This window comes from Actinomadura sp. NEAU-AAG7, assembly GCF_018603865.1.
Taxonomy (GTDB): domain Bacteria; phylum Actinomycetota; class Actinomycetes; order Streptosporangiales; family Streptosporangiaceae; genus Spirillospora; species Spirillospora litoris.
The window spans coordinates 108143-121794 of the sequence record NZ_JAHFZY010000007.1; the positions used below are offsets into that span (position 1 = coordinate 108143).

Below are 13652 nucleotides of genomic sequence, written 5' to 3' on the forward strand. Positions count from 1 at the left end.
CACCCCTTCAGGTGAACCGGCGGACCGAGGCCCGGCGGACCCCGGTCAGCGTCCCGTAGGCGGCCAGGGACACGAGCGAGACGCACAGCGCCGCCGCCCACAGCTGGACGACCGCGAAGTTCTGCATCGAGCTGACCAGCAGGACGCCGATGCCGCGCGGCGCCCCGAACCACTCCCCGACGACCGCGCCGAGCAGCGCCGCCGGGGCGGCGAGCGCGAGCCCGTCGAAGAACGCCGGGACGGCGGCGGGCGCGCGCAGCCGCGCGAGCGTGCTCGCCCGCGAGGCGCCGAGCACCTCGAACACGTCGTCCAGGTTCGTGCGCGGCGCGGAGAACGCCGAGGACATCGCGACGAACACCGCGAACCCCGCGCCGAGCGCCGCGATCACCGGCGGCGTCCGCTCGTTGCCGACGGTGGTGACCAGCACAGGGCCGAGCGCGATCAGCGGCACGGTGCTGAGCAGGACGGCGAGCTGGCTCATCCCGGCCCGCAGCCACGGGACGACCAGGCCGATCCCGGTGGCGGCCACGCCCGCGAGGACCCCGGCGAGCAGCCCGGTGGCGGCCTCGGCCACGGTCGCCCGCGTCGCGCGGGCGAGGATCACCCGCCCCGGCTCGCCGGCGCCGTAGGACAGGACCGACGACAGCGGCGGCCACGTGTCGCCCGCCGCCCCCGTCCGCCCGACCAGCTCCAGCACGCCCAGCAGCACGCCGACGCCGAGGACGCCGGTCCCGAGCCGCCGCGCGCCGGTCATCGCCGCCCGCCCGAGGGGTCGTCGAGCAGCGCGACGAGCCGGTCGACGACCTCGTGGAACGCGTGCCCCCGGGTGAAGTCCTCCCCGCGCGGACGCGGCGCCGACACCGGCTCGACATGCGCGAGCGCTCCGGGCCGCCCGGTCATCACGACGACCCGGTCGGCGAGTTGGACGGCCTCCGCGACGTCGTGGGTCACCAGCACGGTCGTGGTGCGCAGCCGCGCCCACACCGCCCCGAGTTCCAGGTTGAGCCTGCGGCGGGTGACGGCGTCCAGGGCGCCGAACGGCTCGTCCAGCAGCAGCACGTCGGGTTCCAGCGCCATGGCCCGCGCGATCGAGATCCGCTGCCGCATCCCGCCGGACAGCTGCTTCGGGCGCGCCCGCGCGAACCCCTCCAGCCCGACCGTCTCCAGCAGCGCGCGGACCCGCTCCTCGGGGACGGGGCGCCCGGCCAGCCGGAACGGCAGCGCGACGTTGTCCCAGGCGGTCGCCCACGGCAGCAGCGCCGAGTCCTGGAAGGCGACGCCGAGGCGGTGCCGCTCGATCAGCGCCGCCGGCGCGCCGCCCGCCACCTCGACCGAGCCCGCCGTCGGCGCCTCCAGCCCGGCGATCATCCGCAGCACCGTGGACTTGCCGCAGCCCGAGGGGCCGAGAAGCGCGACGAACTCGCCGTGCGCGATGGTCAGGTCGACCCCGTCCAGCGCGCGCAGGGGCTCGCGCCGCCGCGACAGCGGGAACTCCTTGACGACCCCGCGCAGCTCGACCGCCGCGTGTCCCGCGTCCGTGCCCCTGGACGGCCGCCCGTTGTCGACCACCGCGCCGCTCACAGCCGCGCGCCGTTCTTGAACACCTCGTCCAGGACGGAGGTGTCGACGACCTTGCGCACGTCCGGCAGGTTCGCCGCCCCCGCCAGCCGCAGCCACGGGTACATCGTGGAGGCCATGACCTGCGGGTCCATGCGCAGCATCCCCTTGGCCCTGGTCAGCGCGCTCGCGGTCAGCGGCGTCTGGAGTTCGTTCTGGCGGGTCTGCTGCCTCCGGTCGAGCCCGAGGTCGAGCCCGTACTTGTCCATCACGACCTCGACCGCCGCCCCGGGGTCGGCCAGGTTGTCCTGCCAGCCGCGCGCGGACGCCCGCATGAACTTGACGACGGCGTCCCGGTGCTGGGCCGCCATCGCCCGCTTGCAGGAGATGACGCTCGCGTACGCGGGGCAGCCCAGCGCGCCGTAGGTCACGACCTCGTAGCCGGAGCCGCGCCGCAGGCCGAACCTGGTCTCCAGCGTGATCGGCTGGTTCGTCACGAAGCAGTTGTAGGCGTCGCCCTTGCCCTGCATCAGCGCGCCGGGATCGAACCCCGTCGGCACGAACCGGAAGTCGGGCCTGAGGTGGTTGGCCCGGTAGAGGCCCTCCAGCACCGGCTGGGTGCCCTGCTGGCTGAGGATCCGCCGTCCGGGCAGGTCGCGCGGCCCGGTCAGCGGGCGCTTGGACAGCGACAGCAGCCCGTTCGGGTCGGTCTGGAACTGCGCGCCGAGCAGCACCAGGTCGTTGCCCCGTCCGATCACCTCCAGCACCTGGCGCATGTTCGGGTCGACCGCGAGGTCGGCCGCGCCGGACGCGAGTTGGACGTGCGGCAGCGGCGCGTTCGTCCCGCCGCCCTTGAACGTGACGTCGAGGCCCTCGTCGCGGTAGTAGCCGCGTTCGACCGCGAGCCAGAACCCGGCGAACTCGATGTTGGTGACCCACCCGAGGGCGACCCTGAGCCGGGACTTGGACCCGCTTCCGGCCGCCGCACCGCCCCCGCAGGCCGCGGCGCCGGCCACCAGGGATCCCGCCGCCACGGCCTTGAGGAACCGCCGGCGGGAAGGGGATCCCCGCCCCCGCGTCGCGCCGGCTGGAGGATCGGTGAACCGGGGTTGTTCCATCACGGTGGCACCCTTCATGAGTTGGGGCGGGACCGGCCGGGACCGTCGCCGAGGCGGGCGAGGCCGCGGGCCGACGAGGTGAGCCAGACCGCTCCGGCCGGGGTCACCTGGGCCATGTCCCCGGCGCACACATGGCCGAGGTCCGGCACGGAGTAGTTCGGGTGGACCTCCACCACCATCCCCTCGGCCAGCACCGCCCCCGCGAACCGCGGGTCGGCCTGGCCCGCGCCGCTGACGGCGCGCATCGCGGGCTCGGAGTAGCTGAGCCCGAGGCCGTGGCAGAACTGGAACCGGAACGGGTCCGCCTTCGCCGGGTAAGGGCACGCGGCGCCGACGAGTTCGTCCATGCGGGCGGCGACGTCCGCGAGCGGGACGCCGGGGCGCATCAGCGCGGCGATCTCGTCCTGCATGGCGAGCAGGCGGTGGTTGTGCTCCTCCAGCAGCGCCGAGGGAGCGCCCACCACGGCGGTCCTGAGGCTCTGCCCGTAGAAGCCCTCGTAGCGGACGGTGGTCCCGATCTGGAGCCGGTCGCCCTTTTCGAGGACGTCCCGCAGCTCCCGCTGCTCGAAGTAGGTCGTGGACGGCGCCGGGCCGGTCGCGATCCAGCACCCAGCGGACTCGGCGCCGAGCGAGCGCCCCTCCCGCTCGGCCGCCACCATCAGCTCCGCGCCGGTCACCGGACGCTCCGCCGCCGTGGCGAGGACCCGCTCCACCATCGCGTCCGAGACCGCCGCGGCGGCCCGCGCGAGGTCGGCGAAGTCGGCGTAGTGCAGCGCCCTCATGGCGTGGAGGTGCGCGTCGATCGGATGCGGCTCGCGCCATCGGCCGCGCAGCGCGTCCGCCAGCGAGGCGGGCAGCTCCGCCAGCCCGGCGACGCCGACGCGCGACAGGGGCGGCACCATCTCGGCGAGCGCCGACGGCCCCGCCACCTGCCAGACGTCCGCCGCGTCGCCCAGCCGGGCGCGGAAGCCCCTGGCGTCGTGCGGCCCGACGGCGAGCACGACCGGCCGCTCGCCACGGCGGAGCACGACACCGGAGGGGCCGAGGGGCGGCGCCCAGCCGGTCAGGAACCGCACGTTTCCGGGCGAGTCAGCGGTCGGCCCGAGCGCGCCCGGCGCGCCGAGGACCACGATCGCGTCGAGCGCCTCGTCGTCGACCCGCCGCCACAACTCCTCCCACCGCGCGGGCAGCCGCCCCGCCGCTACCCCTCGCATGGCGGGCTCCATCCGGACTCCAGCGAGCGCAGGTGCGCGGCTCCGGCCTGGACGAACGCGACCGCGTCGGCATGGGAGAAGGGGCGTCCGGCGAATGCGGCCATGGACTCGGCGCCGCCCTCGGCCACCCTCCGCTCTCCCTCCACCGCGAGCCGGACCGTCGCGGTCAGCTCGACGGAGTTCAGATCCGGGTGCATGGCATGCCAGACCGGGTCGTACAGCTCGATCGTCAGGGGGCGCAGGTAGGGGTGGAGGCCGTCCTCGCCCCCGCCGGACTCGGCCGCCGAGGTGAGGGTCTCCAGGCTCAGGTTGGGCCGGGCCCCCGCGTCCCGCAGCACCCCGAGGAGCCCCGCCATGTCGAGCACGCCGGAGCCCACGGGCCGGAGCTGGTAGCGGATCCCGTCCTCGCCGATGCCGAGGAGGCAGTCCTTGACGTGGGTCTGCCGCACGTAGGGCGCCACCCGCCGGGCGCTCTCCAGCGGATGCTCCCCGCGCTGGAGCAGGTTCGTGGTGTCGAAGGTGATGCCGAGGACGTCCGGGCCGACGCGCTCGACCAGCCGGACCAGCTCGAACGAGGTGATCTCCTCGTGCGTCTCCAGGTTGAGGTGGACGCCGTGCTCCCGGCAGATCGGCGCGAGCAGTTCGAGGAAACGCGCGGTCTCCTCCAACTGCGCGGACCAGTCGACGTCGGTGCGGAAACGGTCGTAGGCGAACCGGCCGGGGAAGTTCTTGAAACCGCCGGTGACGACCCACAGTTCCCGGCACCCGATTTCGGCCGCCGCCCTGATCGCGTGCCGGAAACCGAGCACGGTGTCCCCGTCACCGGCCTTCCGCAAATGCGGATGCTCGGCCATCGCGTAGGGGTTGACGTTTCCGATTCCGGCCTCAAGGTAGAGCCCGAGCTGGTCCGCGCGCCGGCGGTGCTCGGCCAGGCGCCCGGCGTCCAGGCCCGGGTCCATGTCGAAGACCGTCCGGTAGAAGACGCCGTCCAGGCCCAGCTCCTTGGCCAGGTCGAGGCGCTCGATGGCCGGGCGTCCCGTGGCGCCGGGGACCTTGCGCCCGTCGATCCCGACCCGCGTCGGCGCCGCCGTCACGCCGGCACCGCCATCGGACGGGACGCGGCCGATCGCCTGATGTGGTCGCGGCTGCGCAGCACGGCGTCCATCGCCTCCTCATGACCGAAACGGGCCGGTATCGCGGGCCGGGGCCCGCATTCGTGGACCAGGGAGGTGAACGCCGCGAACTCGGGAACGGTCAGGTCGGAATGCGACGCGACGAACTCCGGATCGCGGATCGGCAGCACCGTGACCGGCGCCGGGCCGGGAAAGTCGTCCCGCGACTCCTGGTTCTCGATCGTCAGGTTGACCGCCGGGGCGGTGCGCGCCAGCGTCGAGAGCACGTGGTCGAAATCGACCACGCCGTCCCCGCAGGACGTCAGGTCGAACCGGTAGCCGCCCTCCACCGGCGTCAGCGCGCAGTCCTTGAGCTGGGTCTGCCGCACATACGGCGCGACCCGCTCGGTCGTGAACCGCGGATGCTCCAGCCGCTGCAACGGGTTCGCCGTGTCGAAGACGATGCCCAGCACGTCCGGGCCGACGGCCTCGACCAGCGCGACCAGCTCGAACGAGGTGATCTCCTCGTGCGTCTCCAGGTTGACGTGCACGCCGAGGTCCAGGGCGATCGGACGCAGCCGCTCCAGGAAGCGGCGCGTCGCCGCGAGCTGCTCCGACCAGGCCACGTCGGTGCGGAACCGGTCCCAGACGAACCTGCCGGGGTAGCCGAGCTGGTAGTTGGTCGTGGCCGCCCACAGCTCCACGCACCCGATCCGCGCGGCGGCCTCCATCATGCGGCGGAAACCGAGCAGGATGTCGCCGCCGCCCGCCGCCCTCAGCTCGGGCGCCTCCGGCGTGGCGAACGGGTTGACCTTGCCGAGCCCCGCCTCGACGTACATGCCGAGGTCGTCGGCGTGCTCGCGGATCTCCCTCAGCTCGCCGTCGTCCAGGCGCGGGCTCATGTCGAGCACGGTGCGGAAGAAGACCCCGTCGAACCCCGCCGCGCGGGCCCGGATGAGCGTGTCATGGCACCCGCCCCGCGCCGCGCCCGGGAACTTGCGCCCGTCGACCCCGACGCGCGGCGCCCAGGCGGCCTCCGGGCCGAGCTCACCCTCACCCACCGGCAAGCACCCCCTCCCTCATCTGGTATTACTGGTCTTACCAGTTGCCGGGAATGTAGCAACGCCTCCCGCTCCTGTCCAGACGCGGCCGGTATGTTGCACGTGCGCCACCCGGACAGGGCGGCAGTGAGCGAAGGAGCCGAAGTGATGACGCGCCGCAGGAGCGACGCCCCCGACCTCCGGCGCGCGCCCGCGCGTCCCGGCGGCCCCCGATGAGCGCCGGAACCCAGCGCTCCCGCGTCGCCGACCAGCTCCTCCAGGACATCCGGGCCCGCCGCTACGGCCCCGGCGAGCGGCTCCCCTCGGAGCGGCGGCTGTCGGAGGCGTTCGGCGTCTCCCGCCCGGTGGTCCGCGAGGCGCTCGGCATGCTGAGCTCCCTCGGCCTGGTCGACATCCAGGTCGGGCGCGGCGCCTTCGTGACCGACAAGGACGTCGCGGTCCAGTCCGAGGACGCCCAGCGCTCCCTCATCGACGTGACCGTGATGCGCGAGGTGATCGAGTGCGGGGTGCTCGGCGTCGCGTCCCGCCGCGACCCGGGCGGCCCGGAGGCCGCCGAACTCCGCGCCGCCCTCGCCGAACTCGAACGCTGCGTCGCGAACGGCACCCAGGCGACCCGCGCCGACCACCGCTTCCACCGCGCGATCGTCGCGACCGCGCGCTCCTCGACCGCCGTCCGCCTCTGGGAGGACCTGACCAGCGAGATCACGACCGTGATCAGGATCAGCCCCAACGGCACGACCATGGACGAGGCCACCCTGGAGCGCCACCGCGTCCTGGCCGACGGCGTCCTGCGCGGCGAGTTCGACCTGGCCCGCCAGGCATGCCACGACCTGCACGAGGACTACCGCGACTTCCTCCGCGACCTCCTCGGCTGACACCGTGATTGCCCGATGGGCAAAATGATCCGCTATCCGCCCCCGATGAGCGAAAACGCTTAAGGTAGATCAACTACCGGCCGTCCGACGATCAGGGGACCGATGTGACCGACCGCGAATTGGACCTCCAGACCGATATCCCGCATTCGGCCCGAATCTATGACTATCTACTCGGCGGCAAGGACAACTACCCCGCCGACCGGGCGGCGGCGGCGAACATCGTCAAGGACTGGACCGTCCTCCCGATCGGCATGCGGGCCAACCGCAGGTTCATGGCCAGGATGGCCCACCACCTCGCCGCCGACCACGGCATCCGGCAGTTCCTCGACATCGGGACCGGCCTCCCCACCACCCCGAACCTGCACGAGGTCGTCCAGTCCGTCGCCCCCGAGTCGCGGATCGTCTACGTCGACAACGACCCCATCGTGCTCGTCCACGCCCGCGCCCTGCTCACCAGCTCCCGCGAGGGCAAGACGGGCTACCTCGACGCCGACTTCCGGGACCCGGACGCGATCCTGGGCTCCACCCAACTGCGCGAGTACCTCGACCTGAGCCGGCCCGTCGCGCTGAGCCTCATCGCGATCCTGCACTTCATCGTCGACGACGCCGAAGTGCGCCGCATCATCGACCACCTCATGGCCCCCCTGGCCCCGGGCAGCATCCTGGCCCTGTCCACCACCACCTTCGACAACAACCCCGAGGTGGTGAAGGCGGGCGTGGCCGCCTACAACGCCCACGGAATCCCCACGGTGGCCCGCACCAAGGAAGTCGTGGAAACCTTCTTCAACGGCCTGGAGATCCTGGACCCGGGCGTCGTCCCCGTCCACCGCTGGCACCCCGACGAGGAGTCCTCCGCCCTGGCCGACGACCAGATAACCATCCACGGCGGCATAGCCATCAAACGCTGAGCCCGCACGGGTCAGAGAGCGTCCCCGTCGAGCCCCAACCTCCTCCTGCCGTAAGGCGAGAACGTGGGCGGCTCGATCCAGCCCGCGATGACCTGGGCGACCTGGGAGGGCAGCGGCATGACGGGGAGCAGGTCCCTCCCTTTGGCCCAGTTCATGAACAAGCCCTCCGTGGCCTCCACCGCCGCCACGACCATGGTGACCCTCAGCTCACCCTCACCCCAGGTGTTCCACAGAGCCCACCCTTCCGGCCGCGCTTCCACGCCGAGTCGTTTGCACGCCGCCTGATAGGTACAGCTCATCCCGATCGGCATGGCGTCGGGACGGATGATCGCAGCCCCCGCCAGCCTGACCCGGCGGCGATCCGCCTCCTCGTCCAGGCATCCGTCCAGCGGAAAGTGGTAATAGCGCAGGACGCGGGCGAGCGCGTCGATACCGGATCGCAACGTTCCATTCGCTTCACCACCATCCCCGACTCCGGTGTCGGCTGCGGCGACAACGGCGCCGGCCAGTCTCTCGATCTCCCGCAGGTAATCGAACTCCAGAAAATCCGGCCTATCCATGGACAGATTTTCGCACCGCCCACAACATGCGCCAACCCATTTTCCGAAACCCGCGCCACCTGCCCGCGGCCGGCACCCGGGAGCCTTCGCAACTAACGCCCGGCTTCCGGCTGCCCCTAAAACATCGAAGGACCTCCCCAATCAGAATCACCCGGTTGCAAATTGATCCAGTCATGCTGTAATGACCGCATGGTGGATCTTCAAAGATCGAAAACCGTGTTCCTGGCCGGGCTCGCCACCGTCGCGTTAACAATGGTCGGAGCGCCGGTGCCCGCGAGCGCGGCCCCCTGGACCGAACGGACCATCGTCAGCCTCGACCTGCTGCCGGGCGGGACGACCAGCCGGGCGACCGCCGTCAACGACCGCGGGGTCATCGTCGGCTACGGCGACACGGCGAGCGGCGAGAACCACGCCGTCCGGTGGAGCCCCGACGGGCGCGTCACCGAACTCGGCGCCCTTCCCGGCAGCACCCTCAGCTACGCCTACGGAATCAACGACCATGGCGACACCGTCGGCTACGCGGACACCCCCGCCGGCGAGCGCGCCGTTCGCTGGGCTCCGGACGGAACCATCACCGATCTCGGCACCCTCCCCGGCGGCTTCAACGCCCGCGCCTATGGCATCAACGACGAGGGAAGCGTGGTCGGCGAGGTGCCGATCCGCTCCAAGACCTTCCATGCGGTGAAATGGCGGCCGGACGGCACCGTCATCGACATCGGAACAAAGTCCTCACGGTCGTCGACCTCCCCCAGCGCGATAAACAATCACGATGTCGCGGTAGGCAGGACCTACTCACCGGGCGGAGGGCACTACCAAGAAGCCGTTACCTGGCCTGCGGGGGCCGACACTTTCATCATGCTTCCCCTACTGCCCGACGGCGGCCCGCGCAGCACTGCCATGGGCGTCAACGAGAAGGGCCTGATCGTCGGCTATGCGGAGGTCAAGCCCAGCACTCCCCAGAAGAACCCCGTGCACGCGACCCTGTGGAGCCCTGGCGCCTCCGCGCCCCTCGACCTCGGCGGTCTGCCTGGCGCGGGAAATTTCAGCGCTGCGAACGATATCAACGCCGCGAACGACATCGTCGGCTCCTCGGCGACGAGTACCCACGGTGAACGCGACGCGGTGCTGTGGAAGTGGAGCAGCGACGGTTGGCTCATCGAATCGCTGCCGCAACTGGCGGGTGGCCACGAGAGCGAGGCGACGGCGATCAACGATCTCGGCGTGGTGGTCGGCGAGGCGGTCACCGCGTCCGGCCAGAGAGTCGCGGTCCGCTGGCAATAGCATTTCGCGGCAGGCCCGGCTCCTCCCGGGTGGCCGGCGTACGCCCCTTTTCAGTTCGACCCTGACCGTGCGGGATCTTCCACCACCGCGCAGCCAGTCCGTAGCACATCGGGTACACCGCGACAATCAGCTATCTGGAGGATCTTCCCGCCGAAGGAGACTCATCCTGCTCCCGCGCGAATTGCACTAGGTCAATTTTGAAGACGGTCGCCAGCGGACACTTTTCGGATGAAACAAACCCGTGTCCGAAATCAAGGCCGCACAAGAACGTTCCGCCCCTGGGCCCGAGAGTCGCGCCACAGCCTTCGTCGACCTGCACCGAATTGAGTTAGGCACCGCCATTACCCGCCGCGCCACAGTGACCGATATCCGAATTCTTGCCACACCCCCGAGCGGCCGCCACAACTTGCCAAGATCACCCGGTTGCAAATTGATCCAGTCATGCTGTAATGACCGCATGGTGGATCTTCAAAGATCGAAAACCGTGTTCCTGGCCGGGCTCACCGCCGTCGCGTTAACAATGGCCGAACCGGCGGTGGACGCGAGCGCTGCCACCTCGTCCGAACGGGCCATCATCAGGCTCGACCTGCTACCGGGCGGGACGACCAGCCGGGCGACCGCCGTCAACGACCGCGGGGTCATCGTCGGCTACGGCGACACGGGCAACGGCGAGAACCACGCCATCCGCTGGAACCGCCGCGGCCGCGTCACCGACCTCGGCACCCTTCCCGGGGGAGCCCACAGCTACGCCTACGGAATCAACGAGCATGGCGACACCGTCGGCTACGCGGACAATGCCGACGGTAGCGAACGCGCCGTACGCTGGGCTCCAAACGGAGCCATTACCGACCTCGGCACGCTCCCCGGCCGCACCGCCAGCTACGCATTCGGAATCAACGACGAGGGAAGCGTGGTCGGCGAGGTGCCGATCCGGCCCAAGATCTACCACGCGGTGAAATGGCAGCCGGACGGCACGATCATCGACCTCGGCACGACATCTCCGCGGGGGTCGACCGCCGCCGACGCGATCAACGACGACGGCGTCGTGATCGGCAGGACCTTCACGGTGGGCACCGGAAATTTCGTCAATGCCGGAACCTGGCCCGCAGGGGCCACCACGGTCACCCTGCTCCCGCCGCTGCCCGACGGAGGCCCGCGCAGCAACTCCGGGGGCATCAATGACAAGGGTCTGATCGTCGGCTATGCGCAGTCCAGGCCCGGCCCTCCTCCCATATACGCCATTCACGCGACGCTGTGGAGCCCCGGCGCCTCCGCGCCCACCGACCTCGGCGTTCTCCCCGGCGGCAGCGACTACAGCGTCGCGAACGGCATCAACAACGCCGGCACCATCGTCGGCATCTCGGCGACGAGCACTCCCGAGGACCGTGGCGCGGTCCTGTGGAAGCGGAGGAAGGGCGGGTGGCGCATCGTGCCGCTGCCGCAATTGCCAGGCGGCCGGTACAGCGAGGCGACGGCGATCAATAATGCCGGTGAGGTGGTCGGCGAAGCGTCCACCGCGTCCGATCAGAGCATCGCGGTCCGCTGGAAATAGCGATCCCGGCACCGCCCGATGCCGACTCACCCTTGTGGTCGAGGCCACCAGGACTGAGACGGCTCGGGCCCTCGGGGGGCGGCACCCCGCCGAGCCCTACACGCCGCAGGACGCGCGTGGGGCACTGCACGACCGGGATCCAGCCGCGGGACGTCAGGCGTCCTACGGAGCACTCAGGACGACCGCCTGCTCGGCGCCCTGGGGCTGATGATCAACGGTCCGGACAGCGCCGAACTCGCCCACTGGGTGCGGCCGGAAAGCCGTCGCCGAGGATTGGCCCTGCGCGATATCAACACGTTGACCCGCTGGACGCACAACGAACTGGGCATAAACCGGATCTGGCTGAGGCCGACCCGACAACTCCCCCTCGCTGAGCCTGGCCGATCGAGCCGAGTACCAATACGAAGAACGTATGCCCCACCACTGCCGTACCTGGACCACGTCCGACCCGGACGACGACATCTGGCATGACTGCATGATCTGGGCGCATACGGCGTCCGCGCTCTGGAGGTGCTAGCGGCGCAGCGCCGAGAGCACCGGGACGCGGTCAACGTCCGAGATGGCCGGTACGGCATGCTTTCCCGGATGATGCCGGAGTTGAGGACGTGATCGGGCAGGTCGAACTGCTCGGCCTGGCCGCTGGAGCGTTGATCGCGATGGTGACGGCTCCGGTCGGGGTGTCCGGAGCGGTGTTCCTGCTTCCGGTCCAGCTCAGCCTGCTGGGCGTCCCCAGTCCCGCGGTCACCCCGACCAACCTGCTGTTCAACGTGGTCTCCGGTCCCGGCGCCCTGGCCCGCTACCACCGCGAGGGCGGTCTGGGCGGCCCGCTGACCCGGCTGCTGATCGCCGGGACGCTCCCCGGCGTCGTCGCCGGCGCGGTCATCCGGGTCTTCGCCGTCCCGGGACCGTCGGTCTTCCGCGTCCTGGTCGGCCTGTTGCTGCTGCCGCTCGGGCTGTGGCTGTGCGCCCGGACCGTGCGGCCACGCCACCACCCGTCCGGCCAGCCGTCCACCCGCTTCATCACCGCGCTCGCACTGGCGGTCGGCACCGTCGGCGGCGTCTACGGCATCGGCGGCGGCTCCATCCTCGGGCCCATCCTGGTCGGCCGCGGCATGCCCGTCGCCCAGGTCGCCCCGGCCGCGCTGGCTTCGACCTTCCTGACCTCGGCGACCGGCGCCGCGACCTACGCCGTGCTCTCCCGCACCGCCCCCGGCGACATCGCTCCCGACTGGTCCCTCGGCCTGACCTGCGGCCTCGGAGGTCTGGCCGGCGGATATCTCGGCGCGGTCCTGCAACCCCGGCTTCCCGAGACCGCCCTACGCCTCACACTGGGCCTTCTGGCCACCGCGCTGGCGGCGCTCTACCTCCTCCAAACGCTCACCTGATCGGCGCCGCCGTCGGCGGCTGCGGCGGCGCGGCGGGCGAGGTCGGCGAACGCCGTGCGCAGCTCGGAGGGACCGATGACTTCGATGCTCGCGTCGAATCGGGCGAGGCTCGCGGCCAGGCCGGGCCACGACCAGGCGCCGAGCCGAACCCGGCAGCGGTCGTCACCCAGGGCGGTGACGGTGCCGTCGCGCGCGAACGGCACCACCTCCGCAGCGGGCAAGTGCACGATCACTTCCCCTTGGCAGGGCCATCGGTCGGCAGTCCCGTCGGATCCTTTGAACCTGGCCGCCAGAAATGCCGCGGGGTCGTCGCCGGGAAGCCGGCGCGGGACGAACCGGGGTCCGTTCGGAGTGCGCGGCGTGATCCGGTCGACGCGGTAGACACGCCAGTCGTCGCGGGCCGGTACCCACGCGATCAGGTACCAGCGTCCCAGGCGCGCCAGCAGGTGGTGGGGCTGCACGCTGCGCGGCACCGGATCGTCCTGGCCGCCGGTACGGCCTGATGAGGCGTAGTCGAACCGCAACTCCTCCCGCGCGTTGAGGGCGGCGGCGATGGCGAGGAGCACGGCCGCCCTCGCCGGGCCGTCACCCTCGCGCGGCGCGGGAGCGACGACCGTCGGTTCGAAGGCGTCCAGCCGGGCCCGGAGCCTGGCGGGCATGACCTGGCTGATCGTGGTGAGCGCCTGGGCGGCGGCATCGTCGATGCCCGCACCCAACTGCGGGGCACCGCGCAGCGCGATCGCCAATGCCACGACCTGATCGTCGTCGAACAGCAGCGGCGGCAGATGAGCACCGGCGTCGAGCCGGTAGCCGCCGTCCGGCCCCTTGATCGCGCGGACGGGATAGCCGAGGTCGCGGAGCCGGTCCACATCACGCCGCACGGTACGGGCGCTGACCTGCAGCCGCTCGGCGAGGAGCTCCCCCGGCCAGTCCCGGCGGGCTTGCAGGAGTGACAGGAGCGACAACAGGCGGCGGGACGTCGATGACGCGGAACTGGTCGGCATGACCTGACCGTAACCGCAGAAGAGG

General features: G+C 71.4%; 14 protein-coding genes. 6 read left to right on the forward strand and 8 right to left on the reverse strand.

All coding sequences use genetic code 11. From position 1 onward, the window contains the following. Window positions 1-7 precede the first annotated feature (7 nt). The 6 genes from KLI87_RS29995 to KLI87_RS30020 all read right to left on the reverse strand — a co-directional run bounded on the left by KLI87_RS29995 (window position 8) and on the right by KLI87_RS30020 (window position 6062). Entirely contained in the window at window positions 8-754 is a 747-nt protein-coding gene (locus tag KLI87_RS29995; RefSeq protein WP_214619729.1) for an ABC transporter permease, read from the reverse strand. Then, window positions 751-1581 (reverse strand): ABC transporter ATP-binding protein, encoded by an 831-nt coding sequence (locus KLI87_RS30000; protein ID WP_308166307.1) that lies wholly within the window; start codon window positions 1579-1581, stop codon window positions 751-753. Before KLI87_RS30000 ends, KLI87_RS29995 begins: the two co-directional genes overlap by 4 nt. Continuing rightward, a complete protein-coding gene (locus KLI87_RS30005; protein ID WP_214619730.1) occupies window positions 1578-2573 on the reverse strand; it encodes an ABC transporter substrate-binding protein in 996 nt (331 codons plus the stop codon). Before KLI87_RS30005 ends, KLI87_RS30000 begins: the two co-directional genes overlap by 4 nt. Before the next feature lie 116 nt (window positions 2574-2689). Further along, the gene (locus KLI87_RS30010) at window positions 2690-3889 is read right to left on the reverse strand and encodes a Xaa-Pro peptidase family protein (protein WP_173390855.1); all 1200 of its coding nucleotides are present in this window, start codon (window positions 3887-3889) and stop codon (window positions 2690-2692) included. Beyond that, the gene (locus tag KLI87_RS30015) at window positions 3877-4983 is read right to left on the reverse strand and encodes a sugar phosphate isomerase/epimerase (RefSeq protein ID WP_214619731.1); all 1107 of its coding nucleotides are present in this window, start codon (window positions 4981-4983) and stop codon (window positions 3877-3879) included. The genes KLI87_RS30010 and KLI87_RS30015 overlap by 13 nt, the downstream gene beginning before the upstream one ends. Continuing rightward, a complete protein-coding gene (locus KLI87_RS30020) occupies window positions 4980-6062 on the reverse strand; it encodes a sugar phosphate isomerase/epimerase (protein WP_214619733.1) in 1083 nt (360 codons plus the stop codon). Before KLI87_RS30020 ends, KLI87_RS30015 begins: the two co-directional genes overlap by 4 nt. A gap of 212 nt (window positions 6063-6274) precedes the next feature. Here KLI87_RS30020 and KLI87_RS30025 point away from each other — a divergent pair, with 212 nt between their 5' ends. Then, window positions 6275-6937 carry a FadR/GntR family transcriptional regulator gene (locus tag KLI87_RS30025; RefSeq protein WP_214619734.1) on the forward strand — a complete coding sequence of 221 codons (663 nt, stop codon included), beginning with the start codon at window positions 6275-6277 and terminating at the stop codon, window positions 6935-6937. A 104-nt stretch (window positions 6938-7041) separates the two neighbouring features. Then, window positions 7042-7845 carry an SAM-dependent methyltransferase gene (locus KLI87_RS30030; RefSeq protein ID WP_308166308.1) on the forward strand — a complete coding sequence of 268 codons (804 nt, stop codon included), beginning with the start codon at window positions 7042-7044 and terminating at the stop codon, window positions 7843-7845. Between the two features lie 11 nt (window positions 7846-7856). Here KLI87_RS30030 and KLI87_RS30035 read toward each other — a convergent pair whose 3' ends face one another. Continuing rightward, window positions 7857-8405 (reverse strand): hypothetical protein, encoded by a 549-nt coding sequence (locus KLI87_RS30035; RefSeq protein ID WP_214619735.1) that lies wholly within the window; start codon window positions 8403-8405, stop codon window positions 7857-7859. A 189-nt stretch (window positions 8406-8594) separates the two neighbouring features. On the opposite strand from KLI87_RS30035, the gene KLI87_RS30040 reads away from it, so the two are divergent. The 4 genes from KLI87_RS30040 (at window position 8595) to KLI87_RS30050 (ending at window position 12623) form a co-directional block, all read left to right on the forward strand. Beyond that, on the forward strand, window positions 8595-9686 hold the full coding sequence (locus tag KLI87_RS30040; RefSeq protein ID WP_214619737.1) for a hypothetical protein: 1092 nt from the start codon (window positions 8595-8597) through the stop codon (window positions 9684-9686). Between the two features lie 241 nt (window positions 9687-9927). Continuing rightward, entirely contained in the window at window positions 9928-11238 is a 1311-nt protein-coding gene (locus KLI87_RS30045; RefSeq protein WP_214619738.1) for a hypothetical protein, read from the forward strand. Window positions 11239-11424: 186 nt separating this feature from the next. Next, window positions 11425-11709 (forward strand): hypothetical protein, encoded by a 285-nt coding sequence (locus KLI87_RS41925; protein WP_374225491.1) that lies wholly within the window; start codon window positions 11425-11427, stop codon window positions 11707-11709. Between the two features lie 134 nt (window positions 11710-11843). Next, entirely contained in the window at window positions 11844-12623 is a 780-nt protein-coding gene (locus KLI87_RS30050; RefSeq protein WP_308166309.1) for a sulfite exporter TauE/SafE family protein, read from the forward strand. Here KLI87_RS30050 and KLI87_RS30055 read toward each other — a convergent pair. After that, a complete protein-coding gene (locus tag KLI87_RS30055) occupies window positions 12599-13627 on the reverse strand; it encodes a YafY family protein (protein ID WP_156218546.1) in 1029 nt (342 codons plus the stop codon). The two genes, KLI87_RS30050 and KLI87_RS30055, sit on opposite strands and share 25 nt — an antisense overlap. Between the last annotated feature and the right edge of the window lie 25 nt (window positions 13628-13652).